The organism is Cupriavidus taiwanensis, assembly GCF_900250115.1.
Classification (GTDB): Bacteria; Pseudomonadota; Gammaproteobacteria; order Burkholderiales; family Burkholderiaceae; genus Cupriavidus; species Cupriavidus taiwanensis_B.
This window is the reverse complement of record NZ_LT984804.1, coordinates 1,094,591-1,121,106: the sequence shown is the minus strand read 5'-3', so window position 1 is coordinate 1,121,106 and position 26,516 is coordinate 1,094,591. Positions and strand designations below refer to the sequence as shown.

Annotated in this window: 25 protein-coding genes; 20 read left to right on the top strand and 5 right to left on the bottom strand. The window is 69.1% G+C overall.

The window, feature by feature from the left end:
• Positions 1-138: 138 nt before the first annotated feature.
• Positions 139-945 (top strand): 2OG-Fe(II) oxygenase, encoded by an 807-nt coding sequence (locus tag CBM2586_RS21930; RefSeq protein WP_115689764.1) that lies wholly within the window; start codon positions 139-141, stop codon positions 943-945.
• 7 nt (positions 946-952) lie between these two features.
• Positions 953-2,035, top strand: a complete 1,083-nt coding sequence (ada, locus tag CBM2586_RS21925; protein ID WP_115689762.1) for a bifunctional DNA-binding transcriptional regulator/O6-methylguanine-DNA methyltransferase Ada — start codon at positions 953-955, stop codon at positions 2,033-2,035.
• A 12-nt stretch (positions 2,036-2,047) separates the two neighbouring features.
• Here ada and CBM2586_RS21920 read toward each other — a convergent pair whose 3' ends face one another.
• Entirely contained in the window at positions 2,048-3,784 is a 1,737-nt protein-coding gene (locus tag CBM2586_RS21920; RefSeq protein WP_115689760.1) for an FAD-dependent oxidoreductase, read from the bottom strand.
• Between the two features lie 206 nt (positions 3,785-3,990).
• Between CBM2586_RS21920 and CBM2586_RS21915 the strand changes: the two genes are divergently transcribed.
• From CBM2586_RS21915 to CBM2586_RS21905, 3 genes are all read left to right on the top strand, one after another.
• Positions 3,991-4,734, top strand: a complete 744-nt coding sequence (locus CBM2586_RS21915) for a YceH family protein (RefSeq protein WP_115664889.1) — start codon at positions 3,991-3,993, stop codon at positions 4,732-4,734.
• A gap of 202 nt (positions 4,735-4,936) precedes the next feature.
• The gene (locus tag CBM2586_RS21910) at positions 4,937-5,839 is read left to right on the top strand and encodes a patatin-like phospholipase family protein (RefSeq protein WP_115691412.1); all 903 of its coding nucleotides are present in this window, start codon (positions 4,937-4,939) and stop codon (positions 5,837-5,839) included.
• A gap of 116 nt (positions 5,840-5,955) precedes the next feature.
• Entirely contained in the window at positions 5,956-6,555 is a 600-nt protein-coding gene (locus CBM2586_RS21905; protein ID WP_115689758.1) for a TetR/AcrR family transcriptional regulator, read from the top strand.
• A gap of 16 nt (positions 6,556-6,571) precedes the next feature.
• Here the strand turns inward: CBM2586_RS21905 and CBM2586_RS21900 are convergent, their stop codons facing one another.
• The 3 genes from CBM2586_RS21900 to CBM2586_RS21890 form a co-directional block, all read right to left on the bottom strand.
• On the bottom strand, positions 6,572-7,078 hold the full coding sequence (locus CBM2586_RS21900) for a hypothetical protein (RefSeq protein ID WP_115664894.1): 507 nt from the start codon (positions 7,076-7,078) through the stop codon (positions 6,572-6,574).
• 194 nt (positions 7,079-7,272) lie between these two features.
• Positions 7,273-8,004: an Hpt domain-containing protein gene (locus CBM2586_RS21895; protein WP_240987993.1), complete on the bottom strand. Its 732-nt coding sequence runs from the start codon at positions 8,002-8,004 to the stop codon at positions 7,273-7,275.
• 1 nt (position 8,005) lies between these two features.
• On the bottom strand, positions 8,006-8,629 hold the full coding sequence (locus CBM2586_RS21890) for a response regulator transcription factor (RefSeq protein ID WP_115664898.1): 624 nt from the start codon (positions 8,627-8,629) through the stop codon (positions 8,006-8,008).
• Positions 8,630-9,127: 498 nt separating this feature from the next.
• On the opposite strand from CBM2586_RS21890, the gene CBM2586_RS21885 reads away from it, so the two are divergent.
• Positions 9,128-11,092 (top strand): PAS domain-containing hybrid sensor histidine kinase/response regulator, encoded by a 1,965-nt coding sequence (locus tag CBM2586_RS21885; RefSeq protein ID WP_240987992.1) that lies wholly within the window; start codon positions 9,128-9,130, stop codon positions 11,090-11,092.
• A gap of 10 nt (positions 11,093-11,102) precedes the next feature.
• On the opposite strand, the gene CBM2586_RS21880 is transcribed toward CBM2586_RS21885, so the two are convergent.
• A complete protein-coding gene (locus CBM2586_RS21880) occupies positions 11,103-11,576 on the bottom strand; it encodes an Lrp/AsnC family transcriptional regulator (protein WP_025581629.1) in 474 nt (157 codons plus the stop codon).
• Between the two features lie 237 nt (positions 11,577-11,813).
• Between CBM2586_RS21880 and hppD the strand changes: the two genes are divergently transcribed.
• The 14 genes from hppD (at position 11,814) to CBM2586_RS21810 (ending at position 26,497) form a co-directional block, all read left to right on the top strand.
• Positions 11,814-12,893 (top strand): 4-hydroxyphenylpyruvate dioxygenase, encoded by a 1,080-nt coding sequence (gene hppD, locus CBM2586_RS21875; protein ID WP_115664900.1) that lies wholly within the window; start codon positions 11,814-11,816, stop codon positions 12,891-12,893.
• A gap of 182 nt (positions 12,894-13,075) precedes the next feature.
• A complete protein-coding gene (locus CBM2586_RS21870) occupies positions 13,076-14,470 on the top strand; it encodes an amino acid permease (RefSeq protein ID WP_115664902.1) in 1,395 nt (464 codons plus the stop codon).
• Between the two features lie 104 nt (positions 14,471-14,574).
• Complete coding sequence (locus CBM2586_RS21865) at positions 14,575-15,771, top strand: amino acid aminotransferase (protein ID WP_115664904.1); 1,197 nt, start codon at positions 14,575-14,577, stop codon at positions 15,769-15,771.
• A gap of 67 nt (positions 15,772-15,838) precedes the next feature.
• Positions 15,839-16,009, top strand: a complete 171-nt coding sequence (locus CBM2586_RS21860; RefSeq protein WP_172587105.1) for a hypothetical protein — start codon at positions 15,839-15,841, stop codon at positions 16,007-16,009.
• Positions 16,010-16,074: 65 nt separating this feature from the next.
• The gene (locus CBM2586_RS21855) at positions 16,075-16,647 is read left to right on the top strand and encodes a 2Fe-2S iron-sulfur cluster-binding protein (protein ID WP_115689754.1); all 573 of its coding nucleotides are present in this window, start codon (positions 16,075-16,077) and stop codon (positions 16,645-16,647) included.
• 8 nt (positions 16,648-16,655) lie between these two features.
• On the top strand, positions 16,656-17,654 hold the full coding sequence (locus tag CBM2586_RS21850; RefSeq protein WP_115689752.1) for an FAD binding domain-containing protein: 999 nt from the start codon (positions 16,656-16,658) through the stop codon (positions 17,652-17,654).
• Entirely contained in the window at positions 17,651-19,858 is a 2,208-nt protein-coding gene (locus tag CBM2586_RS21845; RefSeq protein WP_115689750.1) for a xanthine dehydrogenase family protein molybdopterin-binding subunit, read from the top strand. The genes CBM2586_RS21850 and CBM2586_RS21845 overlap by 4 nt, the downstream gene beginning before the upstream one ends.
• Before the next feature lie 141 nt (positions 19,859-19,999).
• On the top strand, positions 20,000-20,872 hold the full coding sequence (locus CBM2586_RS21840) for a MipA/OmpV family protein (protein ID WP_172583348.1): 873 nt from the start codon (positions 20,000-20,002) through the stop codon (positions 20,870-20,872).
• 173 nt (positions 20,873-21,045) lie between these two features.
• Positions 21,046-22,047, top strand: a complete 1,002-nt coding sequence (locus tag CBM2586_RS21835; RefSeq protein ID WP_115664912.1) for a Bug family tripartite tricarboxylate transporter substrate binding protein — start codon at positions 21,046-21,048, stop codon at positions 22,045-22,047.
• A gap of 329 nt (positions 22,048-22,376) precedes the next feature.
• On the top strand, positions 22,377-22,952 hold the full coding sequence (locus CBM2586_RS21830; protein WP_115689748.1) for an isochorismatase family cysteine hydrolase: 576 nt from the start codon (positions 22,377-22,379) through the stop codon (positions 22,950-22,952).
• Positions 22,953-23,015: 63 nt separating this feature from the next.
• Positions 23,016-23,390, top strand: coding sequence for a VOC family protein (locus CBM2586_RS21825; protein WP_115664916.1), 375 nt, complete (start codon positions 23,016-23,018; stop codon positions 23,388-23,390).
• Positions 23,391-23,664: 274 nt separating this feature from the next.
• Positions 23,665-24,120, top strand: coding sequence for a universal stress protein (locus tag CBM2586_RS21820; protein WP_115689746.1), 456 nt, complete (start codon positions 23,665-23,667; stop codon positions 24,118-24,120).
• A gap of 20 nt (positions 24,121-24,140) precedes the next feature.
• Entirely contained in the window at positions 24,141-25,154 is a 1,014-nt protein-coding gene (locus tag CBM2586_RS21815) for a zinc-dependent alcohol dehydrogenase family protein (protein ID WP_115689744.1), read from the top strand.
• A 20-nt stretch (positions 25,155-25,174) separates the two neighbouring features.
• Positions 25,175-26,497, top strand: coding sequence for a phosphoribosyltransferase (locus CBM2586_RS21810; RefSeq protein ID WP_115689742.1), 1,323 nt, complete (start codon positions 25,175-25,177; stop codon positions 26,495-26,497).
• Positions 26,498-26,516: the final 19 nt, after the last annotated feature.

The window sequence follows — 26,516 nt, the reverse complement described above, 5'->3', positions numbered from 1 at the left end:
CTCTGTCTCATTATTGGTAGACAGGTCTGTCTTGTCAAGGCAGTATGGCGACAGAGTTTGAAAGCAAGGGCCGGAGTGTGCCGCGCAGGGGCTCGCCCTAAAGTTGGCACCATGCATGCACAGGACAGGAGATTCACAGTGGGCAACAGCCAGATTCAGCAGCCGGCAATGGCGGTCGCAGGGCCGCGGCGGCCGGTTTCGCAGGCACGCGGCGCAGCGGTTCGGCGTGGGCATGACGCGAACGTGGCGACCCGGGTCGATGGCACCGACTGGGCCGCTGTCGCGCGCGCACTCGATGACTACGGCTGCGCCGCCATCCCCGGCCTGTTGTCCGCCGACGAATGCGAGGCGCTGGCGGCCGGCTATGGCAACGACGCGCAGTACCGTTCGCGCATCGAGATGCGCCGGCACGGCTTCGGCCAGGGCGAATACAAATACTTCGGCTACCCCCTGCCCGACCTGGTCGCCGGGCTGCGCACGGCGCTCTATCCGCACCTGGTGCCGGTGGCCAACCGCTGGAATGCCGCGATGGGCATCGAGGTCCGTTACCCCGCCGCGCATCCGGATTTCATCGCGCGCTGCCATCACGCCGGCCAGTCGCGGCCGACGCCCTTGCTGCTGCGCTACGGCCCGGGCGACTACAACTGCCTGCACCAGGACCTCTACGGCGAGCACGTGTTTCCGCTGCAGGTCGCGATCCTGCTCTCCGAGCCCGGCCGCGACTTCACCGGCGGCGAGTTCGTGCTGACCGAGCAGCGCCCGCGCATGCAGTCGCGGGCCGAGGTGGTGGCGCTGCGCCAGGGCGATGCCGTGGTGTTCGCGGTCAGCCAGCGGCCGGTGCAAGGCAGCCGCGGCAGCTATCGCGTCAACCTGCGGCATGGCGTCAGCCGGCTGCATGCCGGCCAGCGCTACACCCTCGGCATCATCTTCCACGACGCTACGTGAGGCCTCCATGACCCGATCCATCCGCCGTGCCGCGCAAGCGGCCGAAGCCACCCTGGTCGAACACGATCCGCGCTGGGCGCGCGTGCTGGCGCGCGACCCCGGCGCCGACCGTGACTTCGTCTATGCGGTCAGGACCACCGGCGTGTATTGCCTGCCGAGCAGCCCGTCGCGCCTGCCGCATCCGGCCAATGTCGAGTTCTTCGACAACGCTGCCGCGGCCGAAGCCGCCGGCTACCGGCCCAGCCGCCGTGCAGCGCCGCCCGCGCTGGCGGCACGGCACGCGGCCATGGTGGCGGAGGCCTGCCGCCGCATCGAGGCCGCCGACGCCGTGCCCACGCTGCCGGAACTGGCCAGCGCCGCGGGCGTCAGCCCCTATCACTTCCACCGCCTGTTCAGGAGCGCCACCGGCCTGACCCCGCGCGCGTATGCCGCCGCGCACCGCGCCAGGAAACTGCGCGAGCAGCTCGGCACCAGCAGCTCCGTGACCGAGGCCATCTACGATGCCGGGTTCGGCTCCAACAGCCGCTTCTACGAGACCGCCGACGCCGTGCTCGGCATGACCCCGTCGCGCTACCGCGCCGGCGGCGCCGACATCGATATCCGCTTTGCCGTCGGCCAGTGCTCGCTGGGCGCGATCCTGGTGGCGCAGAGCCTGCGCGGCGTCTGCGCGATCCTGCTGGGCGACGACCCGCAAGCGCTGTTGCAAGACCTGCAGGACCGCTTCCCGCGCGCCAACCTGCTCGGCGGCGATGCGCAGTTCGAGCAGCTGGTGGCCAAGGTGGTAGGCATGATCGAAGCGCCTTCGATCGGCCTGGCGCTGCCGCTGGACGTGCGCGGCACCGCGTTCCAGCAGCGCGTCTGGCAAGCCTTGCGCGAGATCCCCGCCGGCAGCACCGCCAGCTACGCCGAGATTGCGGCCCGCATCGGCGCGCCGCGCGCGGTGCGCGCAGTGGCGCAGGCCTGCGCCGCCAACCACCTGGCCGTCGCGATTCCCTGCCATCGCGGGGTGCGCAGCGACGGCGACCTGTCGGGCTATCGCTGGGGCGTGGCGCGCAAGCGCGAGCTGCTGGAGCGCGAGGCGCAAGGCTGAGCCGCCTGCGCCTCAGCGGGAGGCAGGCACCTCGATCTTTGCCAGGTAATCGTGGATCTGCGCCACCACCGCCGCGCCTTCGCCGACCGCCGCGGCAACGCGCTTGGTCGATCCGGCGCGCACGTCGCCGATGGCAAACACGCCCGGCACGCTGGTCTGCAGCGGATACGGCACCGCCGACGCGCAGCCCAGCGCGCCGCCGCCGGTTCGCACGAAGCCCTTGTCATCGACCTCGACATGGCAGGTGCGCAGCCACGCCGCATTGGGGTCGGCGCCGATGAACAGGAACAGGTGCCGCACTGCCATGGTGACCGGCGCCGGATGCTCGGCGCGGCAATCGTAGTGCACCGCGCTGAGCCAGCCGTCGCCGTCGAGCGCGCTGATCTGGGCGTGGGTATGCAGCGTGATATTCGGCAGCGCGGCGATGCGGTCGATCAGGTAGCGCGACATGGTGGCGGCCAGGCCCGGACCGCGCACCAGCATGTGCACGTGCGCCGCGTGCGAGGCCAGGAACACCGCCGCCTGCCCGGCCGAATTGCCGCCGCCCACCAGCATCGCCGGCTCGTTCTTGCACAGCTTGGCCTCCACCGGGGAGGCCCAGTAGTAGACCCCGCGGCCTTCGAAATGCTCGAGCGCGGCGATGCCGGGGCGGCGGTACTGCGCGCCGGTGGCGATCACCACGGTGTGGGTCGGCACCATGCGGCCGTCGGCCAGCTCCAGCCGGATCGGATCGTCGCCGCAGTGCAGTGCCTTCACCTCCAGCGGGATGGCGATATGCGCGCCGAACTTGAGCGCCTGCACGAACGCGCGCCCGGCCAGCGCCTGTCCGGAGATGCCGGTCGGAAAGCCGAGGTAGTTCTCGATGCGTGCGCTGGCGCCCGCCTGCCCGCCCGGCGAGCGGCAATCGATCACCGCCACCGACAGGCCCTCGGACGCGGCATAGACCGCCGTCGCCAGCCCTGCCGGCCCGGCCCCGACCACCACCACGTCATAGACGTGGTCCGGATCGAACTCCGGCAGCAGGCCGAGGCACGACGCCAGCTGCCCCTCGTCCGGGGCTCGCAGCACGCGGCCGTCGGCGCAGATCACCAGCGGAAAGTCGCTGGCGGGCGCGTTGGCGTAGTCGAGCAGCAGCGAGCAGTCGCGGTCCGCGTCGATATCGATGACGGTATGCGGATAGCCGTTGCGCCGCAGGAAGGCCTGCAGCGCCAGCAGTTGCGGCTCGGTGCCGTGGCCCACCAGCACCGGGCCGCTGCCGAACTCGATCAGCCCGACCCGGCGCAGGATCAGCGCGCGCATAATGCGCTCGCCCAGTTCGGCCTCGGCCACCAGCAGCGCACGCAGCCGCTCCGGCAGGATCACGTAGCCGTGGGTCTCGGTGACCGCGACGCCGTCGACCAGCGCAGGCCGGCCGGACAAGGTGCCGACCTCGGCCAGGAAGTGCCCCGGCCCCTGCTCGGTGATCTGGTGCTCGCGCCCCAGCCCGTCACGCCGCATCACGCGCACGCGCCCGCTGGTGACCAGGTACATGCCGCGCCCGGCGTCGCCGATGGCAAACAGCTTCTCACCCGCGCGCCAGCTCTGCGGGGTGCCGAAGCGGCGCACGCGTTCCATCTCGTCGGCGCTCAGTTGCGGGAACATCTGGTGCCAGCGTGATTCCAGCGTGGAGTACGGTGCCTCCAGCCCCGCGCCGGCCTCCGCACCCGGCTCCGCTTCGGCTGCCATTGCATCCGCCTGCAAGTTCGCCATGCTGCCTCCCTGGTTGCATCAGTGATCGCCAGATTGCAAGTCTCCGGCTGCCGCGGCGCGACCTATGGATAGTAGACGGCGCGACGTGGAATGCGAGGCCGCGGGCGCCAACAGTTGCGCATTACGCCGGCTTGGGATTGAATGGTCGCCTCGGCGCGCCGGCAAGCCCGGCCGCGCCGCCACCGTCAGCAAAAAATCAAGCCTTGATGCAATCCACTCCTGAATCCGATCCGAACCCGCCCAGCGACCGTCCCGCGCGCCCGGCATCGCGCGCCCTCACGCCGGTCGAAGGACGCGTGCTGGGCGTGCTGGTCGAAAAGCAGCACACCGTGCCCGATACCTACCCGCTGTCGCTCAACGCGCTGGCTTCCGGCTGCAACCAGAAGACCGCGCGCGCGCCGGTGATGAACGTCAGCGAGGCCGAGATCCTGGAGGCCATCGACGGCCTCAAGGGCCTGAGCCTGGTGTTCGAAGGCAGCAGCAGCCGCGTGCCGCGCTTCGAGCACAACATGCAGCGCGCGCTCGGCGTGCCGAGCCAGTCGGTCGCGCTGCTGGCGATGCTGCTGCTGCGCGGGCCGCAGACGGCCGCGGAGTTGCGCCTGAATACCGCCCGCCTGCACGGCTTCGCCGACATCTCCTCGGTCGAGGCCTTCCTCGACGAACTGGCCAGCCAGACGCCGCCGCGCGTGGTGCGCTTGCCGCGCGCCCCCGGTGCGCGCGAAAACCGCTGGATGCATCTGCTGAGCGGCGCAGCCAGTGCCGTCTTGGCCGCCGAAGACAGCGGCCAAGACAGCGGCCGTGCCGCCGACGGCGACGCAGCACCGTCGGCCGAGGTGGAACAGCTGCGCGCCGAGCAGCAGGCCCTGACCGAAAAAGTGGCAAGGCTGCAAGACCTGGTCGAACACATGGCCGCGCAACTCGGCATCTCAGCCGACGAGTTTCTGCGCTGATCCCCGGCACCACGCCCCGCCGGAAGCGCTGCCCCGCCCTTGCTGGCCCACGTTCACGGCGGGGGGAAATTCATGGCGGTTAATTGCATTATTGCCCAAAAAAACGCGGCCGCGGCAGTGGCAGCCCGAACTGTCGGATGACCCGTACGTCGCCTATCCTTTTGCACAGGACGCCGACAAGCCAGGGGAGACCACCGCAGTCATGGACAAGACAGCCTTCGTATTCGCCGGCGGCGGCAGCCTGGGTGCGATCCAGGTCGGGATGCTGCGTGAGCTGGCGGCCTGGGGCGTGACGCCGGATATCGTGATCGGCGCGTCGGCCGGGGCCATCAACGGCGCCTACTTTGCCTGCAACCCCGGCGTGGCCGGCGCGCAGCGGCTCGACGCGCTGTGGCGCGCGATCCGGCGCACGGACATCCTGCCGTGGAGCTGGCGCAGTGTCTGGAACATGTTCGGCGGCAGCCGCGGCCATCTGGTGGAGGCGACGGGTTTGCGCAGCCTGCTGGCGCGGCATTTCGGGCCGCGCAACCTCGAGGCCGCCGAACTGCCGCTGCACGTGGTGGCGACCGACATGCAGAGCGGCGACGAAGTGGTGCTGTCCCACGGCAGCATCGTCGACGCGGTGCTGGCCAGCGCCGCCATTCCCGGCGTGTTCCCGCCGGTGCAGCTGGCGGGTCGTACCCTGATCGATGGCGGGGTGGCCAACAATACGCCGGTATCGACCGCGATCGGCCTGGGCGCCACCCGCGTGATCGTGCTGCCGGCCGGCTTTACCTGCGCCGAGCGCCGCCCGCCGCGCGGCGCGCTGGAGCATGCGTTCAACGCGCTCTCGCTGCTGGTGGCGCGCCAGCTGGTGCACGACCTGCAGCACTTCGCCAACCAGGCGCACATCAGCGTGGTGCCGCCGCTGTGCCCGCTCGATATCTCGCCCTACGACTACTCCCGCTGCGGCGAACTGATCGACCGCGCCGCGGCCACCACGGCCGAGTGGCTGCGCGGCAAGGGCCTCGACACGCCACGCATCCCCGGCGCGCTCGCCCCGCATTCGCATGACGAGACGGCAGCGAGCTGCAGTGCCGACATTCCGGCGGCAGCGCCGCACTGAAGCGCCTGTTCGCCGCCGGGGGCCACGGCGCGGAACTGCGTTTCCGGATCGGACCGAAGCGGCACGGTACCGCGGTGACGGCAAGCCGCCCCCGCGCCGTTGCTACAATCCGGCCCATGCCCAGCCAAGCCGAACGCAGCGCCAGTACCCGCCAGTCCCTGATCGACGCCGCCGCCACCTTGCTCATCGAGCAAGGCTACGCGGCCTTCTCCGAAGCGCGCGTGTGCGAGCTGGCGGGCACCAGCCGCGGCTCGCTGCGCCATCACTTTCCGGAAGGGCGCTACGACCTGCTGCCGGCCATGCTGGAATCGCTGCTGGAGCGCGAAGCGGCGCGCCTGGCAGCGCTGGGGCCGCTGAGCGCGTCGCTGCGCCTGCACCTGATGCTGCATGCGCTGGCACACCGGCCGCAGCGGCATGCCTCGCTGGCGATCCTGGAGGTGTGGATGGCGACGCGCGGCGACATCCGTCTTGCCCGCTCCGTGCATGCGCCGCTGGCGGCGGTGCCGCAGCGGCTGTTCGGCCAGCCGCCGGACGCGGCGCCCCAGCCGGAATGGCTGGCACTGCGTTGCTTCCTGCACGGCGCCACCTTGCACAGCTTTGCCGCCGACTACGACGCCCAGCAGCTGTCCGGGGCGGTGCGCTGGCTGATCGCGCAGCTGCCGCGGCCCGACGGCCTGGACGCGGTGCTGGCCCGCATGCTGGCCGCGCCGCGCTAGCGCGCCGGGCGCGCGCTCAAGGCAGACGCGCCAGCAGCCGGTCGTGCAGCGCGGGCGGCAATGCCAGCCGACCCTTGCGGCCCGGCGCGGCCGGGTCGAACACCACGGCCTGCCCGTCCCAGCTGAGCCGCACCGGCCCGGCACTGGTGAAGGTGCGATGGGCCAGCACCCGGTCGCGTTCGGCGCCGTAGATCCGCAGCAAGATCCGCTCGCCGCCCAGGTAGCAGTATTCGGCGGCGTAGCGGGCCGCGGCATCGACTGCCGGCACGCGGCGGCAGTTGTGCGCGCCGGCCCGCTCGGTGACGCCATGGCCATAGGCGATGGCGGTCCAGATGACGCCGACCGCCAGCACGCGTCCGGCGCTGACCAGCAGCATGCGGCGGGCACGCGCCGGGCGCCCGTGCGGCGACGCCATGACATAAGCCACCGCGCGGAACGCGGCCAGCCCCAGCAGCAGCAACGCCAGCGCGGCCAGATGGAAATAGACTGCCGAATCCGGCATCGACGCCATGACATGGGCCATCCCTGCCCTCCTCCCCGTCAATGCCTGAAGCCGCAGCCAGCAAGAGCCGGCAGCATCGGCATTCGACCAGTCCCGGATAAGATAACTCGGCGTGATTTATTCCTGATAATCAATAATGCACGCCTTATTTCCTTTCAAGGCACCAGAATAATCAAGCACCGGGATCGCGCCAATTCGGTGTATTCCCGCTGTGTCTATTTTCCGGGAGCGCTATCGGCGTGAGTTGCGGAAGGCAGGCTGGCCAGCAGGACAAGCAGCCGTGCCGCCGTTGTCGCCACGATCGCCGCCAGCGCCGCGGCGGTGGTCGCATCGCCATCGCGGGCGGCATGCTCGAGCCGCTGCGCCATCAGCCGCAGCGCATGGCAACCGGCATAGTGGGCCGAGGCCTTGAGCCGGTGCGCGACGCCCCGCACCACCTCCAGGTTGGCGCCAGCCTGGCGCAGTTGCGCCAGGTCGGCGCGGGTCGAGCTCACCAGCGCCTGCAACAGTTCCCTGGCGAATGCCGGATTGCCGAAGGTCTGCCTGGCAATGGCCCCGGCGATGCCGGCGGCCTCGCGCGCGGACAGCGCCACGTAGTGCTGGCCGGCCAGCATCGCCAGCAACGCCGCCTCGGTGACCGGCGCGGGCAGCGTGCTCACTGCGGCGTCTGCGCCAGCCGCCGGCGCCGCGCCCGCAGGCAACACCACGGCGCAAACCGCGCCGCGGGCACGCCATGCCTGCATCAGCGCGCAAGGCACGCCGGCAGCGGCGCTCGCCACCACCAGCGCGACCGCGGCGGAATTATCTGCCACCGGCGCGCTGACTTCGATCTGCGCCACAAAACCGAGATTACGCAGGATCGGCGCGACCTCTCCCAGCCAGTCCGGGTCGCCGGCGGGTGCCAGCAACAAGGCCCTGGGGCGCGACTGCGCTTCGGCCGCGTCCACGCTATCCCACCGCAATATGATGGCGCCGCGCAAAATCGATGACATCGACAATCGATCTTGCGCCCAGCTTTTCCATCACCCGGGTCTTGTGCGTGCTCACGGTCTTGTTCGAAATAAACAGGACCTGTCCGATTTCCTTGTTCGACATGCCCTTGGCCAGCATCTGCATGACCACCAGTTCCTTGTCCGACAGCGAGGCCAGGCGCTCGGCTTCATCAGCCAGCCCGGACGTGCCATGGTCGATCTCGGGCATCACCGTATAGCCCGCCAACACCGACTCGGTGCAGCGCACGATTTCGGCCAGTTCCTGGGTCTTGCTGACAAAGCCGTGGGCACCGGCATGGCGCGCGCGCGGCGCGAAGGCGTTCTGGTCCTGGCCCGAGATGACCAGGATGCGCACCGCGGGATGGCTGGCCTTGAGGCGCGGAATCACGTCGAGCCCATTGATCTTGGGAATATCCAGATCCAGGATGACCACGTCGGGCATGTATTGGCGCACGATCTCGATGGCGGCCTGGCCGTTGTCGGCCTCGAGCACGTGGGTGACACCCAGCACCTGGGAAAAGTGCGTCTTGAGTACGGCACGCACGGGCGGGTGGTCATCGACGATCAGGATTGTGGTCAAGCTGTACTCCGTTGCAAGGAACGCGTTTTTCCGGGCGACCGGGCCCATCATTGTGCTAAGCATTTGCCCCTTACGAAACCAGAAATTTCCGAGGCACCGGTGGTTTCTTCCGAAACGCGGCGCTTGCCATGGTGGCCGCGCCGTTCATGTGATGCACCGCAAACGTGTCGGCATTGCGGTGCCGCGGGCGTGCCTCCCATAGCGCCCGCAAGCGGGCCCAGATTGTGTTCTATATGTGGCGCGCCAGACGGTAAGGTGCCCGCGATTTCGAAATTTCCGTATCAATTTCAGATTCGTCCTAATGAGATGACGGGTCCGCGCCCCTAGAGTGAAGACAGTTCACTGACCTCGCCAACCCGCTTGCCGTTCCGTCCGCCCTCTTCTGCTGCGTCACCCGCCACCGCGCGCACGTTTCGTGCTGCTGTCGATTCCACCCAACCCGACCGGGCCCCGCCACGGGCGGGCCGGAGCGCGCGTGCGCGGCAGCCCGGGCGCGCCATGGCCATGGCCATGGCCATCGGCCTGTCGCATGGCATGATGACCGCGGCGCTGGCGCAAATCGTGCCAGTGTCCCCCCAGGTGCCTGCGCCCGCTTCGCATGCGCACCTGCTGGGCTGGTCCACCGCCGTGCTGTGCGTGCTGACTCCGTGCCTGCTGGCGTGGATCGTCGCGCTGTACCGCGAGGTGCGCCGGCGCCGGGCCGCCGAGACCGCGCTGAAAGACTGCGTCGCAATCCAGACCGCGCTGCTTGACGGCATTCCTCAGCCGGTCTATCTGCGCGATGCCCGGCTGCGGCTCGTCGCCTGCAACCGCGGCTATGAGGAACTGGTTGGCGCCACGCGCGCTACCCTGGTGGGGCAGCCGCTGGACGCCCTGCAGGCGTCACACCCCCTTGCCGTCGACATGGCGGAACTGGCGCACGACTACCGCCAGGTCATCGAAGACGGCGCGCCGCTGCGCACCGACCGGTGCCTGCGACTGGGCGACCGCACCCTGCATGTGCTGAACTGGCTGACCCCGCTGCGCGGCGCCGACGGCACCGTCAAGGGCCTGGCCGGTGGCTGCGTCGACCTGACCGAACGCCACCAGATGCTGGCCGAGCTGGCCCAGGCCAAGACCGACGCCGAAGCCGCCAACCGCGCCAAGTCCGCTTTCCTGGCGTCGGTCAGCCATGAGATCCGCACGCCGATGAATGCCATCACCGGGATGCTCGAGCTGACGCTGGCGCAAAGCCAGTTGCCGGATGAACAGCGGCTGCAGCTGGTCACCGCGCACAAGTCGGCACTGGGACTGCTGGCGCTGATCGATGACATCCTTGACCTGTCCAAGCTGGAGGCCGGCAAGTTCAGCATCCATCCGGCACCCGCCTCGCTGGCCGGGCTGGTGGACGATACCCTGCTGATCTTCGGACCCGTGGCTGCGCAAAAAGGCCTGCCCCTGACCAGCGGCGTCGGCGCCGCGCTGGCGCCGCTGCATCAGGTCGATGCGCTGCGCTTGCGGCAGATCCTGGCCAACCTGGTGTCCAATGCCGTGCGCTTTACCGACAGCGGCACGGTCCACATCCGCCTGGACGCGCAGGCGCCCTGCGACGGCGTCCAGCACGTCCTGCTGACCGTCTCCGACACCGGCGTCGGCATTCCCCTTGAGGCCCAGGCCCGGCTGTTCCAGCCGTTCGAGCAGGTGCACGGCTGCGCGCACCCCAATGCCGGCGGCACCGGGCTGGGACTGGCCATCTGCAGGCGCCTGGCCACGGCCATGGGCGGCCGCATCACGCTGACCAGCCAGCCCGGCCGCGGCACGCGCGTGGTGGTGTCGCTGCCGCTGCAGATCGCCGGCGCAGCGCCGCCGGCCGGCCTTGCCGAACCGGCGCCGCCGTTGCGCATGGCCGGTTGCCCGCGATGCGACGCCAGCATCCTGGTAGTCGACGACCACGCCCCCAACCGCCTGCTGCTGCAGCGCCAGCTGGAACACCTGGGCCACCGCGTGAGCACGGCAGGCGATGGCCGCGAAGCCCTGGCCGCGCTGGACCGCGGCAGCTTCGACGTGATCGTGTGCGACTGCGCCATGCCGGTGATGGACGGCCTCGCCTTCGCGCGCGCGGTGCGGGCCCGCGACGACGCCCACCGGTGCGTGCCCATCGTCGGCTGCACCGCCAGCGCCGCAGCCAGCGACCACGCCGCGGCCGTGGCCGCGGGCATGAACGCCGTGGTGGTCAAGCCGGTGGGCCTGCAGGCCCTGGATGCCGCCGTGTCGCGGGCGTGCGGCGACCGGCCTGCGCCGTCCGCGACGCCGCAGCCCCAACCAGCCGGCCCCGCCCAGTTGCAGGCCCTGGCGCCGTCTGCCGGCACGGCGAGCGGCGACGATTCCCGCTGCGAGGCCGCCCCCGGCGCGCGCGCATCGTGGTGTGCGGTCTGCCGCGCGATGAACGTGCAGTGCGACCGCATCGATCTGCCCGAGGACTGACCGGTCCGCTTCAGGGCTCCATCGGCACCGCGCTGGTGCACTTGATCTCGTCCAGGCACACGCTCGACTTCACGCCGCTGACCCCGGGAATGCGCATCAGCGTATCCAGCAGGAAATCCGACAGCGATTTCAGGTCGCGCGCGACCACCTTCAGCACGTAGTCGATATCGCCCGTCACCGAGAAGCACTCCTGGATCTGCGCCAGTTCGGCCACCAGGCGCTTGAAGTTGGACAGGTCGCGGATATGCCCGCGCTCCATCGTCACGTGGATAAAGGCCACCACGCCGAAGCCAAGCGCCGCGGCGTCCAGGCGCGCCTCGTAGCGCTTGACCAGCCCGGCTTCTTCCAGCCGGCGGTGGCGCCGCAGGGTCTGCGCGGGCGACAGCGCGATGGCTTCGGCCAGTTCCAGGTTGGATGCCCGCCCGTTCTCCTGCAGCACCCCGAGCAAGCGGCGATCGGTGCGGTCAAGCTCGATTGATTGCACTTCGGTTTCCTCATCTCAAGTATTCAAGCAATCAAATTTCATAATCTAGGGTTTCCCTGCCTGTTTTACGAAATCCAATTTTGCCTCCCCGAATATACACTGCATGCCAAGCAAGCGCACCGCAAACCCGTGCCACCATGGGTCCGGTGCCAAGCCGGCTGGCCCGGCGCGACTGCGCAAAGCAAGTGCTGAAGCCACAATATTATTTCCCGCCCCTACGTTCTTACCGAGAAAGCCATGGCCGACCTGTTTGACAATCCGATGCAGCTGATGGGCTTCGAATTCGTGGAATTCGCCTCGCCCACCCCCAACCTGCTTGAGCCGCTGTTCGAACAGATGGGCTTCACGCTGGTGGCAAAGCACCGTTCCAAGGACGTGGTGCTGTACCGCCAGGGCGACATCAACTTCATCGTCAACCGCGAGCCGCACAGCCACGCCGCCTACTTTGCCGCCGAGCACGGCCCGAGCGCCTGCGGCATGGCTTTCCGCGTCAAGGATTCGCACAAGGCCTACGCGCGCGCGCTGGCACTGGGCGCGCAGCCCGTCGAGATCCCGACCGGCCCGATGGAGCTGCGCCTGCCGGCGATCAAGGGCATCGGCGGCGCGCCGCTGTACCTGATCGACCGCTTCGAGGAAGGCAAGTCGATCTATGACATCGACTTCGAGTTCATCGAGGGCGTCGACCGCCACCCGGTCGGCCACGGCCTCAAGCTGATCGACCACCTGACCCACAACGTCTACCGTGGCCGCATGACTTACTGGGCCAACTTCTACGAAAAGCTGTTCAATTTCCGCGAAATCCGCTATTTCGACATCCAGGGCGAGTACACCGGCCTGGCCTCCAAGGCCATGACCGCGCCGGATGGTAAAATCCGCATTCCGCTGAACGAGGAATCGTCCAAGGGCGCCGGCCAGATCGAAGAGTTCCTGATGGCATTCAACGGCGAGGGCATCCAGCACATCGCCTTCCTGACCGACAACCTGATCGAGGTCATCGACCGCCTGCAACTGGCCGGCGTGCCGCTGATGACCGCGCCGAACGACTACTACTACGAAGCGCTCGACACCCGCCTGCCCGGCCACGGCCAGCCGGTCGAGCAACTGAAGTCGCGCGGCATCCTGCTGGACGGCACCACCGAAGGCGGCAAGCCCCGTCTGCTGCTGCAGATCTTCTCCAAGACCGCGCTCGGCCCGGTGTTCTTCGAGTTCATCCAGCGCCAGGGCGACGAAGGCTTCGGCGAAGGCAACTTCAAGGCACTGTTCGAGTCGCTGGAACGCGACCAGATCGAACGCGGCACGCTCAAGGTCGAGGCCTGACCGGCATCGGCCCTTCCTGACCGGCCGCCTTCGGCGGCGCGCCGGTCCGGCAACGCGCACGCCCCGCGCGGCAGACACCCTGCCGCGCGCGCGGCGACGACCCCCAGGCCCAAGCGTCCGACTCAGACAACAGCCAGAGACGCGGGCCCGCATTCCATGAGAATGGGTAGAGGAAACACTGCATGCATTCCAGCAACAACGACGGCTCGCTCAAGCGCGGGCTGAAGAACCGGCACATCCAGCTGATCGCCCTGGGTGGCGCCATCGGCACCGGACTTTTCCTGGGCATCGCCCAGACCATCAAGATGGCGGGGCCTTCGGTCCTGCTGGGCTATGCCATCGCCGGCATCGTGGCTTTCTTCATCATGCGCCAGCTGGGCGAGATGGTGGTGGACGAGCCCGTCGCCGGCTCGTTCAGCTATTTTGCCGACAAGTACTGCGGCCATTTCGCCGGCTTCCTGTCGGGATGGAACTACTGGGTGCTGTACATCCTGGTGAGCATGGCGGAACTGTCCGCCGTCGGCATCTACGTGCAGTACTGGTGGCCGGAGATCCCTACCTGGGTCTCGGCGCTGACGTTCTTCGTCATCATCAACGCGATCAACCTGGCGAGCGTGAAGTCCTTCGGCGAGATGGAATTCTGGTTCTCGATCATCAAGGTCGCGGCAATCATCGGCATGATCGGCTTCGGCGGCTACCTGCTGGTCTCCGGCAACGCCGGCCCGCAGGCCAGCGTGGCCAACCTGTGGCAGCACGGCGGCTTCTTCCCCAACGGCATGGGCGGCCTGGTGATGGCCATGGCGGTGATCATGTTCTCGTTCGGCGGCCTCGAGCTGGTGGGCATCACCGCGGCCGAGGCGGACGCGCCCGGCAAGACCATCCCCAAGGCCACCAACCAGGTGATCTACCGCATCCTGATCTTCTACGTGGGCGCGCTGGCGGTGCTGCTGTCGCTGTACCCGTGGGAGAACGTGGCCACCGGCGGCAGCCCGTTCGTGCTGATCTTCCACGCGCTGAACAGCAACTGGGTGGCCAACGTGCTCAACGTGGTGGTGCTGACCGCGGCGCTGTCGGTCTACAACAGCGGCGTGTACTGCAACAGCCGCATGCTGTACGGCCTGGCGCAGCAGGGCAATGCCCCCAAGGCGCTGCTCAAGGTCAACCAGCGCGGCATCCCGCTGACGGCGCTGGCGTTCTCGGCCGTGGCCACCGCGGCCTGCGTGGTGATCAACTACTTCATGCCGGGCAAGGCCTTCGAGCTGCTGATGGGCCTGGTGGTGTCGGCGCTCATCATCAACTGGGCCATGATCAGCCTGATCCACCTGAAGTTCCGCGCCGACAAGCGCAAGGCCGGCCAGGCCACGGCGTTCCAGAGCTGGGGCTATCCGCTGACCAACTACCTGTGCCTGGTGTTCCTGGCCGGCATCCTGGTGGTGATGTACCTGACCGAAGGCCTGCGCATCTCGGTGTACCTGATCCCGGTGTGGCTGGTGGTGCTCGGCGTGAGCTACCTGGTGCGCCAGAAGAAGGCCGGCGCCGCGCTGCAAGCCGGCGTGGCCGCGCAGCAGCTGCGTTGACCCGGCCCGGCGCCTGCAGACCGCGGGCGCCGCCGGTTAAAATCCCGGGCTGCGCGGCGTCTTGCGCCGCGGCAGCCGCCCCCGACCCAACTCCATCGCATCCCATGTTCGCACACATCGAGGCCTTTCCCGGCGATCCGATCCTCTCGCTCAACGAGGACTTCCAGCGCGACCCGCGCACCGACAAGGTCAACCTCAGCATCGGCATCTACTTCGACGACGACGGCCGCCTGCCGGTGATGCAGGCCGTGGCGCAGGCCGAGGCCGCGCTGCTGGCCGACATGGGTCCGCGCCCCTACCTGCCGATGTCGGGCCTGGCGGCCTACCGCAACGCGGTGCAGGCGCTGGTGTTCGGCGAGGCCTCGCCGGCGCGCGCCGCCGGCCGCATCGCCACGCTGCAGACGCTGGGCGGCTCGGGCGCGCTGCGCGTGGGCGCCGATTTCCTCAAGCGCTACTATCCGCAGGCGCAGGTGTGGATCAGCGACCCGAGCTGGGAAAACCACCGCGTGGTGTTCGAGCGCGCCGGCTTTACCGTCAACACCTACCCGTACTATGACGACGCCAGCGGCGGCCTGAAGTTCGACGCCATGGTCGACGCGCTGCGCGCCATCCCGGCCGGCAGCATCGTGCTGCTGCACGCGTGCTGCCACAACCCGACCGGCGTGGACCTGAACCAGGACCAGTGGCGCCAGCTGATCGCGCTGCTCAAGGCCAACCAGCTGCTGCCGTTCGTCGACATGGCCTACCAGGGTTTCGGCGCCGGCCTGGAAGACGACGCCTTCGCCATCCGCGAACTGGTCGCGCAGGACGTGCCGTGCCTGGTGGCCAATTCGTTCTCGAAGAACTTCTCACTGTACGGCGAGCGCTGCGGCGGCCTGAGCGTGTTCTGCAACACCGCGGCCGAAGCCTCCAACGTGCTCGGCCAGCTGACCGGCGCGGTGCGCGCCAACTACAGCAACCCGCCCACGCACGGCGCGCGCGTGGTCTCGAAGGTGCTGACCACGCCCGAGCTGCGCCAGCTGTGGGAACAGGAACTGGCCGAGATGTGCGGCCGCATCGCGCGCATGCGCGAGGCCATCCACCACCACCTGCGCGACCATGTCAGCGGCGAGGCGCTGTCGCGCTACCTGACCCAGCGCGGCATGTTCACCTACACCGGCCTTAGCGCCGACCAGGCCGAGCGCCTGCGCGAGCAGCACGGCGTGTACCTGCTGCGCTCGGGCCGCATGTGCGTGGCCGGGCTGAACGAGCGCAATGTCGGCACCGTGGCCAAGGCCATCGGCAGCGTGCTGAAGGGCTGAGGACCCCGGACAATCGATGGTGTGCCCCCTTCTCCCGCACGCGGGAGAAGGGGAGTGAACCAGCAGCATGGCGGATTTCAACGAATCTGACGGCGCCGTCTGGCGCCGTTCTTGTTTTCATCGCCATGGTTCGCGCCAGCGTAATTTCTACACGCACCGCGTGGCGTTTTTGACGCTTGCCCCGCCGCGTTGCCGTGCCGCCCTTGACGCCATGGCCGGGGACGCCGCCCGGCACTGAACTTGCGGCCTTCCGGTATTCCCGGCGCTCAGACGACATGCCGGGACGTCGACAGCAGGCTCGCCATGTCCGAAGACAACGTTCCGGCCCATTGCAGCACTACCGCCCCGCCAGGCGCGGCCACCCGCGCGGTGACGCTCCACGTCAACGGCAAGCCCTGCACGCTGCAGCTGGAACCGCGCTGCACGCTGCTCGACGCGCTGCGTGAAATCCTCCACCTGACCGGCGCCAAGAAGGGCTGCGACCGCGGCCAGTGCGGCGCGTGCACGGTGCTGGTCGAGGGCCGCCGCATCAACGCCTGCCTGACGCTCGCGGTGATGCAGGAAGGCCGCCACATCACTACCATCGAAGGCCTGGCCAGCGGCGACACCCTGCACCCGATGCAGCAGGCCTTCGTCACTCACGACGCGCTGCAGTGCGGCTTCTGCACGCCCGGCCAGATCTGCGCGGCGGTGGGCATGCTGGCCGAGGCGCAGGCCGGCCACGCCAGCGCAGTGCACCCAGTTGGCCCGGCGCCACTGCCGCTCGGCGACGACGAGATCCGCGAGCGCATGAGCGGCAACCTGTGCCGTTGCGGCGCCTACAACAATATCGTTGCCGCGGTCCGCGCAGCCTGCGGCAAGGGCGACGGCAGCTAAGGCCCGCTATGAATCCTTTCGCTTATGAACGGCCGGGCTCGGTCGACGAAGCCATGCGCCTGGGGAGCCAGCCAGGCGCGCGCTATGTGGCGGGCGGCACCAACCTGCTGGATCTGATCAAGGCTGGCGTGGAAACGCCGCGGCTGCTGGTCGATGTCAGCCGCCTGCCGCTGGACCAGCTAACGGCGCTGCCCGACGGCGGCCTGCGCCTGGGGGCGATGGCCAGCAACACCGATGCGGCCAATCATGCGCTGGTGCGCGAACGCTATCCGCTGCTGGCGCAGGCGCTGCTGTCGGGCGCCTCGGGGCAACTGCGCAATATGGCGACGGTGGGCGGCAACCTGCTGCAGCGCACCCGTTGCCATTACTTCTACGACCTGGGCTTCCCGGCCTGCAACAAGCGCAAGCCCGGCTCGGGCTGCGGCGCGCGCGACGGCATCAACCGCATCCATGCCATCCTCGGCGCCAGCGAGCATTGCATTGCCGTGCATCCGTCCGACATGTGCGTGGCGCTGGCCGCGCTCGAGGCCGTGATCGTGGTGCGCGCCAGCACCGGCGAGCGCCGCATCCCGATCGGCGACTTCCATCGCCTGCCCGGCGACACCCCGCAATGCGACACCATGCTCGCGCCCGGCGAGCTGATCGTCGCCATCGACCTGCCGCCCTCGCCCTACGCCGCGCACGCGCACTACCTGAAGGTGCGCGACCGTTCCAGCTTCGCCTTCGCCCTGGTGTCGGTCGCGGCGGCGCTCGAGCTCGACGGCAAGCTCGTGCGCAGCGCCCGGCTGGCGCTGGGCGGCGTGGCGCACAAGCCCTGGCGCGTGCCCGCGGCCGAACGCGCCCTGACCGGCCGGCCGCTGAGTGCGCACAGCGCGGCCGACGCCGCGCGGCTGCTGCTCGACGGCGCGCACCCGTATGCGCACAATGCATTCAAGGTCAGCCTGGCGCAGCGTGCCGTCGCGCTGGCGCTGAAGGTCGCCAGCGGCCCGCAAGGAGCTTCGGCATGAGCGTAACCGGCACCCCGCTCGACCGCGTCGACGGCATCCCGAAGGTCACCGGCCGGGCCCGCTACAGCGCCGACCATACCTTGCCGGGACTGGCCCATGCGGTGATGGTGACCAGCACCATTGCCCGCGGCGAGATCGTCGCCATCGACAGCGCCGCGTGCGAACGCATGCCGGGCGTGCAGCTGGTGCTGACGCCGTTCAACGCCCCGCACCTGCCCAGGGGCGGCAAGGCGGCCGCGGACATCCCCACGGCCGGCCACGTCATGAGCCTGCTGCAGGACCCCGCGGTCCACTACAACAACCAGCCCATCGCGGTGGTGGTGGCCGACACGCTCGAGCAGGCCCGCGACGCCGCGCGCTGCCTGCCGGTGCAATACCGGCAGGCCGATGCCGTGCTCGACTTCGCGCAGGCGCGCACACGCGCCCGCAAACCCGACGAGGACGACGCCGCCGACAGCCGCCGCGGCGATCCCGACGCGGGCCTGCGCGGCGCCGCTGCCGTGATCGACGCGGTCTACACCACGCCGATGGAAAGCCACAACCCGATGGAGCCGCATGCCACCCTCGCCGCGTGGGATGGCGACCAGCTGACCCTGTACGACGCGACCCAATACGTCACCGGCGTGCGCAAGGCCGTCGCGGCCGCGTTCGGCATCGCGGCCGACAAGGTGCGCGTGATCTGCCCGTACGTCGGCGGCGGCTTTGGCTGCAAGGGCTCGGTGTGGTCGCACGTGGTGCTGGCCGCGATGGCGGCGCGGCAGGTGAGCCGGCCGGTCAGGCTGGTGGTGGAACGAACCCAGATGTTCGGCCCGGTGGGCGGGCGTCCCCTGACCGAGCAGCGCGTGGTCGCCGCCGCGGCAGCGGACGGCGCGCTGCAAGCGCTCCGTCATGACGTGACTGCCTGTACCTCGGCGCTCGAGGAGTGGCTCGAATCCGCTGCGCTGATCACGCGCCGGCTCTACGCCTGCGCCAGCGTGCAGACCAGCCACCGGCTGGTCGAACTGGACATCGGCACCCCCACCTTCATGCGCGCGCCAGGTGAAGCCCCGGGCAGCTTTGCGCTCGAATGCGCGCTCGACGAACTGGCGGAGCGGCTGGGCCTCGACCCGGTCGCACTGCGCCTGCGCAACCACGCCGACACCGATCCGGACAAGCAATTGCCGTTTTCCAGCAAGTCGCTGCGCGCATGTTATCGCGACGCCGCCGAGCGCTTCGGCTGGGCACGCCGCGATCCCGCCCCGCGCTCGATGCACGCCGACGGCAAGCTGGTGGGACTGGGCATGGCCACCGCCACCTATCCCACCTACCGCTCACCGGCCAGCGCCATGGTGCGCCTGCTGCCGGACGGCACGGCGCTGGTACGCACGGGCTCGCAGGACCTTGGCACGGGCACCTATACGGTGATGACGCAGGTCGCCGCCGATGCGCTCGGCCTGGCGCCGGCGCAAATACTTCTTGAACTGGGCGACACGGCCTTCCCCGAGGCTCCGGTGTCGGGCGGCTCGCAGTCCGTGGCCAGCGTCGCGCCCGCGGTGCGGCAGGCGGCCGAGGCGGCACGGCTGCGCCTGATCCGCCAGGCCGTGGCCGATACCGCCTCGCCCCTGGCTGGCGCGCCGGTGGAGGACGTCGAGATCGTCGCTGGCTGGCTGCAACGCCGCTCGGATCCGACGCGGCGCGAACCCATGTCCGCGCCGATCCGGCGCGCCGGCGGGCGTGCGCTCGAAGCCCGCGCCAGCACCCGGCCCGGCAAGGAGCGCCAGGCCTATGCCATGCACGCCTTCGGCGCCGTCTTTGCCGAAGTCCGCGTCGATCCGGACCTGGGCGAGATCCGCGTCCACCGCGTGGTTGCCAGCTACGGCGCGGGCCGGCTGCTGAACCGCAAGACCGCACACAGCCAGCTGATGGGCGGCATAGTCTGGGGCATCGGCATGGCGCTGCACGAAAAGACGGAGCTGGACCTGGCCACCGGTCGCGTCGCCAATGCCAACCTGGCCGAATACCATGTGCCGGTCAATGCCGACATCGGCACCATCGAGGTCACGGTGGTGGACGAGGACGATCCGCATATCAATGCGCTCGGCACCAAGGGCATCGGCGAGATCGGCATCGTCGGCGTGGCCGCGGCCATTGCCAATGCCGTGTACCACGCCACCGGCCGGCGCGTGCGCGACTTGCCGATCACGCTGGACAAGCTGCTGGACTGATCCCCTCCCGTCAGCGCCGGCACCGGGCAGGGATGCGCAGGCACCGCGCTGGCCGGGCCACCGGTTGCGCCGGCCGCGATCCAGTGGAAAGATGTCGCCCACGGGCCCCGTGCCCGCAACCTGGCTGCCCGCCATGCGGGCATGGAGGCTGCCGTGACCGAACGAATTCCATCGCGTACTTCCTCGTGCCTCGCCCTGCTGCTGGCCACCGGTGCGCTGCTGGCCACTGGCCCGGCCGGCGCCCAGACGCCGGCGCCGCTGGCGGAATGGCAGTTCTCCGCCGGCATTCCGCTGCAGAAGCTGTTCCAGGACGACATTCCCGACTGGCAGGTGCGGCTTGGCGCCGCCGCGATGCTGCGGCCGCGCTACGACGGCTCGTCCGAGTACATCGTGATCGGTGGTCCCAGCATCGATATCCGCTACCGCGACCTTGCCTTTGCGTCGATCGGCGAAGGGCTGGGCGTGAACCTGCTGCGCGGCAAGAACTGGCGCGCCGGCATCGCGCTCACCTACAACCTGGGCCGGCGCGGCCAGGAAGACTCGCCGCACCTGGACGGCATGGGCAACATCGACCCGGCGCCGGAAGGCAAGCTGTTCGCCGAATACGCGGTCTCGAAGGAATTTCCGCTGGTGCTGCGCATCGACGCGCGCCGCAGCCTGGGCGGCAGCGACGGCTGGATCGGCGACATCGGCGCCTATATGCCGCTGCCCGGCAGCTCGGAAAAATTCTTCTGGTTCGCCGGCCCCACCGTCACGCTGGCCGACTCGCGCTACATGAACGCCTGGTACGGCGTCAGCGCCGCGCAGGCGCGCGCCGGCCGGCCGCAGTACCACGCGCGCGGCGGGATCAAGTCATACGGCTTCGGCGTGACCTCGGTCTGGTACTTCGCCAGGCACTGGTTTGCCAGCTCCGACGTGGCCGTGTCGCAACTGGCCGGCGATGCGGCCGACAGCCCGATCACGCGCAAGCGGACCAACGCGGTGTTCGACCTGTCGGTCAACTACGAATTCTGACGAGCGTCGCGGCCAGCCTGGTTCGGCTATCGCACATTGGATCGCCCGCATCCGCAATTCCGCCGCACCCGGTGCGGCACCGCGCAGACTGCGTCCCGCATAATTGGCCGGCCGGATCTCCGGCAGCAGGCCCCGACAGGGGATTGCCAGGCATGCAAAAGAAGGAGACGTAGTTGAAGTCCAGCATCAAGCATCGCGTCGCGCGCAGCGCGCGTTCCATCGCCATCGCCGTTGCCGGCGTGGCCGCCGCCCACGGCGCTACCAGTGCCATTGCCGCCGACGCATGGCCGGCCAAGCCGATCAAGGTGATCGTGCCCTACACCCCGGGCGGCTCCACCGACACGGTCTCGCGTGTCGTGTTCGAGCAGGTCTCGCAACGGCTGGGCCAGCCCATCATCATCGAGAACAAGCCCGGTGCCAACAGCACCCTCGGCGTCGGCGTCGCCGCGCGCTCGGCGCCGGACGGCTACACCTTTGTCTCGGTGCTGGCCGCCTACAGCGCCAACATGTCGCTGTACTCGAAGCTCAGCTACAAGCCCGCCGACCTGGTGCCGGTGGCGGAAATGGCGGAGCTGCCGCTGTTCCTGTTCGCCAGCAAGAAGCTTCCGGTCAAGACCGTGGCCGAACTGGTCGACTACGGCAAGAAGCATCCCGACACGCTGACCTTCGGCTCCAGCGGGGTTGGCAGTTCCGCGCACCTGACCGGCGAGCGCCTGGCAATGGAATCGAGGCTCAAGCTCACCCACGTGCCCTACAACGGCAGCGCGCCGATCCTGCCGGCACTGGTGTCCGGCGAAGTCTCGGTGGCGTTCGACCCGCTGCTGGTGCCGATGCCGCACGTCAAGTCCGGCAAGATCAACGTGCTGGCCGTCGCCTCGGCCAAGCGCTGGCCGGGCGAGCCCAATATCCCGACCATGGAAGAAGCCGGCTTCCCCGGCTTCGTCATGAGCTCGTGGACCGGCCTGCTGGCGCCTGCCGGCACGCCGCAGCCGATCGTCGCGCGCATGGCCCGGGAAATCGCCGCGGCCACGCGCAGCCCGGAAGTCACGAAGAAGCTGACCGACCTCGGCTTTGTGCCGGTGGGCGGTACGCCCGAGGAATTCCGCAAGCTGATCGAGCGCGATACCAGGCGGTATGCGGAGATCGTCAAGGCGGGCAAGATCACGCTCGACTAAGGCCGCGGGCTGGCGGCGGCAAGCGCCGCCAGCCACGTTGCCATCGCGCTTGCAGCTGGCGCTGGCGTTCGTAGCGCAGGCCGCCCGCGCATCGAAAGGCGGGAAACGCGTGAAGTAGTCGCGGTAGTAGAACTGGCTCGATACCGTGCCTCGGATGGCATCGGCGCGGGGCTCGAAGTGTGCCACGCGCGCCGCCGGCGCTGGTTGCCGTGATAGAGTCGCTCTTGCTCCGCTGTCGCCCGAGCCTGAGGTCGCCACCCGCTGAACCTGGGCCAGACCGTCCGGCCGGCCACCAACCACGCCTGGAAGGCACCGCCGGCACGCACAGCATGACCGCCCAGATCCCGCCCATCGTTCCGTCGCAAACAGCCCTGGTCGTCATGCACTACCAGATCGACATCCTGGCCCTCTTCCCCTCCGTCGCTCCCACCCTGCTTGCCAATACCCGCAGGCTATGTGACGCCGCGCGGGCCCGGGGCGTCAGCGTCTGTTTCGCCAAGATCCATTTCAGCCCGGGCTATCCGGAAGTCAGCCCGTTGAACCGCAATGGGCAGGGCATCAAGCGGCTGGGCCTGTTCGTCGACGACCAGGTCTCGCCCGAACTTGGCCGGCGGGACAGTGAGCCGCTGATCATCGCGCATCGCGCCAGCGTGTTCTTCGGCACCGACCTGCAGGTGCGGCTGTCCGCGCAGGGCATCGATACCCTGCTGATGGTGGGCATTGCCTCGACCGGCGTGGTGCTGTCGTCGGTGGCGTATGCGAGCGACGCGGACTTCCGCCTGTTCACGGTCAAGGATTGCTGCTACGACCCGGACCAGGTCGTGCACGACCATCTGTTTGCGACGGCCTTCGATTCACGCACGACCGTGCTGTCGCTTGCCGATGCCCTGGCGCTGCTTGCCTGAGCGTCGCCGGATGCCAGGCGCCCGCAGCACAACGCGGGCACATAGACGACTGAGGAGATCCCCATGTTTGACCACGTCAAATTCGGTGTCAGCGACTATGCCGCAAGCAAGGCGTTCTTCCTCGAGGCCCTGGCACCGCTCGGCGTAGCGGTGGTGTCCGAAGGGCCGCCGACATACGGCGTCGAGCTCAGCGCCGACGGCAAGGCTTCGTTGTGCCTGTTCCAGGCCGGGGAAAAGCCTGCGCCTCTGCACCTGGCGTTCACCGCCGGTACCCGGCAGCAGGTCGACGCCTTCTATCGCGCGGCGCTATCCGCCGGGGCCAGGGACAATGGTGCGCCGGGCCTGCGGCCGCACTACCACGCGAACTACTATGCGGCGTTCGTGATCGGTCCTGACGGGCACAATATCGAGGCGGTTTGCCACGCGCCTGGCGCGTAAGCGCTGTCCCGGCGCCCCCTTCGCCACGATGACAACGTAGCCGCCATCGCGCCGGGGGGTACGCCCCAGCCGGATGGCTGGCCGGCGTGCAGCATAGCGCGCTCGCGCCGACCCAAAGTCTGGTTGTCATCACGCCGCCCCTGGTTTGCCTCAAGAAGGCGCCAGCCCTGCCGCGTCGAATTGATGCACATCAAACGCGTATCCGCGCCGGCATCTACGCTGGACGCAACGCCTCGCACCCCGGATTTCGCATCTCGTTCCCAGGAGACTCATCATGTACAAGCGCATCCTGCTCGCCGTCGACGGCAGCCGTTCTTCGGACCTGGCCCTGAGCCAGGCCATCATCATTGCCAAGGCGACCGGTGCCGAGGTCAAGGCCTTGTTCGTGGCGGACGACACCGATGTTTTCTTCGAAGCGAGCTATTTCAACCCGAAAGAACTGGTCGACAGCATCATCGCGCATGGCCGCAAGGCGCTCGATGCGGCCTCGGTCAGGCTCAACGAGGCAGGCGTGCCGAATCTGGCGCAACTGGATGAAAAGCCGGTGGCGCCGGGCAAGATCTCGTCGACCATTGTTGCCGACGCCGATGCCTGGAACGCCGACCTGATCGTGCTCGGCACGCATGGGCGCCGCGGCGTCAGGCGCCTGCTGATGGGCAGCGTGTCGGAAGGCGTGCTTGCAAAGACCAGCAAGCCCGTGCTGCTGGTCCGCAGCGAGATCGAAGGATAGCCATTCCACCGCCCTTCCCGATGCCCAGCCAAAGCATGCGAGCAATGGTTTTCGAAGGTCCCGGCCTGCCGCTGCAACTTCGTCGGTTGCCGGTGCCGGAGCCCGGTCCCGGCGAAGTCCGCATCGCCGTGACGGCCTGCGGCGTGTGCCGGACCGACCTGCATATTGTCGATGGTGACCTGCGGCACCCCAAGCCGGCACTGATCCCGGGACATGAAATCGTCGGACGGGTGGATGCCTGCGGCGCCGGCGTCAGCACCTTCCGTCCGGGCGAACGCGTCGGCGTGCCATGGCTGGGACATGCGTGCGGAGCGTGCCGCTATTGCCTGCGGCAGCGCGAGAACCTGTGCGGCGCACCGCTTTTCACGGGATATACCCGCGATGGCGGCTATGCCGAGTATGCGGTGGCCGACAGCGAGTTCTGCTTCCGGATTCCGCCCGCCTACGATGACGAACACGCCGCGCCGCTGCTTTGCGCCGGCCTGATCGGCTATCGCACACTGCGCATGGCTGGGCCAGCCGGCCAGGCACGCCGCATCGGCATCTACGGCTTCGGCGCCGCGGCCCACCTCGTCACGCAGATCGCGGTGGCGCAAGGCCGCGAGGTCTACGCCTTCACCCGCGCGGGCGATAGCGCCGCCCAGCAACTCGCCTTTCAGACAGGCGCATGCTGGGCCGGCTCGAGCGAGCTGCAGTCGCCCGTGCCGCTGGACGCGGCGCTGATTTTCGCTCCGGTGGGCGCGCTGGTTCCCAAGGCGCTGCGCGACGTGGACAAGGGGGGCGTGGTGGTCTGCGGCGGGATTCACATGAGCGATATCCCAAGCATGCCTTACGAATTGCTCTGGGAAGAAAGGCGCCTGTATTCCGTTGCCAACCTTACGCGCGCCGATGGCCACGCGTTGATGGATATTGCCGCCCGGACGCCGCTGCATACGCACATCACCGCCTATCCGCTCGAGCAAGCCAACGAGGCACTGGCCGCGCTGCGCGACGGCCGCCTTGCCGGCGCCGCCGTGCTGAGTATCCGTCAATAGATCGCCGGCAGGGCCCATCGATGAGCCGATACCAGACTCGTTTCCAGACGCGCGAGCATGCCGGCGCGGAACTGGCCTCGGCGCTGCGCGCCTATCGTGCAACCGGTGCGCTGGTGCTGGCGATTCCGCGTGGCGGCGTGCCGGTCGCGCGCGTCGTGGCCGACGCCCTCGGCGCGGACTTCGACCTGGTGATGGCGCGCCGGATCGACGCCGGCGTGGCGCTGGACGACACCGGCAAGACCTGGCGCACCAGCGGCGCGGAGGCGGACAGCGGCTTCGGCAGCCTGCGCGGCCCCCACTTCGACCAGCTGTGCCGGCAGCGCGCGGTCTATACGCCGGTGCGCAAGCCGGCCGACCCCGGCGGCCGCGTGGTGATCGTCGTGGATGACGGCCTGGTGAGCGGCGCCACCATGCACGCCGCGCTCGCCAGCCTGCGCAAGCGCCGTCCCGCCCGCCTGGTATGCGCCCTGCCGATCGCCACCCGGACCGGACTGGACCAGGTGCGTGCACTGGCCGATGAGATCGTCTGCCTGGACACGCCGGATCGCATCGAAAACCTGGCGCACTTCTATCATGAGTTCCAGCTGGTCAGCGATGACCGGGTCCGGCAGTTGACAGGCATGGCGTCCGCGCCCGCTCAGGTCCGCGCGGGGCCGGGTGCCGCGGCAAGCGTGCCGTCGCTGAGCAAGGCCATGCTGATTCCCTATGGCACGACCCGTCTGCGGGCCATGCTGGAATCCGCGCCCAACCCCATCGGGGTCGCGGTCATGGTGCATGCCGGTGGCGCGCAGCGCCGCGCCGCCCGCAGCCAATACCTGGCACGCAAGCTGCGGGCGCAGGGACTGGCAACCATGCTGGTAGACCTGAAGCCTGACAGCCGGGTCGACGACGCGCCGGCATCGGAGGTCGATGAGCTGACCGCGAGACTGGCCCAGGCCCTGGACTTCCTGCATGCCGGCACGCCGTTCGCGAGCCTGCCGGTCGGGTTGCTCAGTGCCGGCACCGCCGCGGCGGCAGCGCTGCGCGCGGCCGCGGACAGCCCGTCACCGGCCGGCGCCATCGCCTGCATGGCCGGGCGACCCGACCTTGCCGGCGACGCGATCCTGCGGCGGCTCGAGACACCCACATTGCTGATCTGCGCAAGCGGCAATCCGGACAGCATCCGGATCAATCATCTTGCCTTCGAACAGATGCATTGTCCCCGCCAACTCAGGCTGGTGCCTGCCAGCGGCTGCGGCTTTGATGACCGCAAGGCCCTGGCCGACGTTGCGACGCTCACGGTGGACTGGTTCGAGCGCCACCTTGCGCAGCGACCGCGCCCGTGCCTGGGCTACAGCGAATAAGGCGTGGCCAGCCACGCCT

Coding starts and splice junctions, on each gene's coding strand:
- ada (WP_115689762.1), top strand. CDS start 953: ATGACCCGATCCATCCGCCGTGCCGCGCAAGCGGCCGAAGCCACCCTG.
- CBM2586_RS21920 (WP_115689760.1), bottom strand. CDS start 3,784: ATGGCGAACTTGCAGGCGGATGCAATGGCAGCCGAAGCGGAGCCGGGT.
- CBM2586_RS21915 (WP_115664889.1), top strand. CDS start 3,991: ATGCAATCCACTCCTGAATCCGATCCGAACCCGCCCAGCGACCGTCCC.
- CBM2586_RS21910 (WP_115691412.1), top strand. CDS start 4,937: ATGGACAAGACAGCCTTCGTATTCGCCGGCGGCGGCAGCCTGGGTGCG.
- CBM2586_RS21905 (WP_115689758.1), top strand. CDS start 5,956: ATGCCCAGCCAAGCCGAACGCAGCGCCAGTACCCGCCAGTCCCTGATC.
- CBM2586_RS21900 (WP_115664894.1), bottom strand. CDS start 7,078: ATGGCCCATGTCATGGCGTCGATGCCGGATTCGGCAGTCTATTTCCAT.
- CBM2586_RS21885 (WP_240987992.1), top strand. CDS start 9,128: ATGGCCATGGCCATGGCCATCGGCCTGTCGCATGGCATGATGACCGCG.
- hppD (WP_115664900.1), top strand. CDS start 11,814: ATGGCCGACCTGTTTGACAATCCGATGCAGCTGATGGGCTTCGAATTC.
- CBM2586_RS21870 (WP_115664902.1), top strand. CDS start 13,076: ATGCATTCCAGCAACAACGACGGCTCGCTCAAGCGCGGGCTGAAGAAC.
- CBM2586_RS21865 (WP_115664904.1), top strand. CDS start 14,575: ATGTTCGCACACATCGAGGCCTTTCCCGGCGATCCGATCCTCTCGCTC.
- CBM2586_RS21860 (WP_172587105.1), top strand. CDS start 15,839: ATGGCGGATTTCAACGAATCTGACGGCGCCGTCTGGCGCCGTTCTTGT.
- CBM2586_RS21855 (WP_115689754.1), top strand. CDS start 16,075: ATGTCCGAAGACAACGTTCCGGCCCATTGCAGCACTACCGCCCCGCCA.
- CBM2586_RS21850 (WP_115689752.1), top strand. CDS start 16,656: ATGAATCCTTTCGCTTATGAACGGCCGGGCTCGGTCGACGAAGCCATG.
- CBM2586_RS21845 (WP_115689750.1), top strand. CDS start 17,651: ATGAGCGTAACCGGCACCCCGCTCGACCGCGTCGACGGCATCCCGAAG.
- CBM2586_RS21840 (WP_172583348.1), top strand. CDS start 20,000: ATGGAGGCTGCCGTGACCGAACGAATTCCATCGCGTACTTCCTCGTGC.
- CBM2586_RS21830 (WP_115689748.1), top strand. CDS start 22,377: ATGACCGCCCAGATCCCGCCCATCGTTCCGTCGCAAACAGCCCTGGTC.
- CBM2586_RS21825 (WP_115664916.1), top strand. CDS start 23,016: ATGTTTGACCACGTCAAATTCGGTGTCAGCGACTATGCCGCAAGCAAG.
- CBM2586_RS21820 (WP_115689746.1), top strand. CDS start 23,665: ATGTACAAGCGCATCCTGCTCGCCGTCGACGGCAGCCGTTCTTCGGAC.
- CBM2586_RS21815 (WP_115689744.1), top strand. CDS start 24,141: ATGCCCAGCCAAAGCATGCGAGCAATGGTTTTCGAAGGTCCCGGCCTG.
- CBM2586_RS21810 (WP_115689742.1), top strand. CDS start 25,175: ATGAGCCGATACCAGACTCGTTTCCAGACGCGCGAGCATGCCGGCGCG.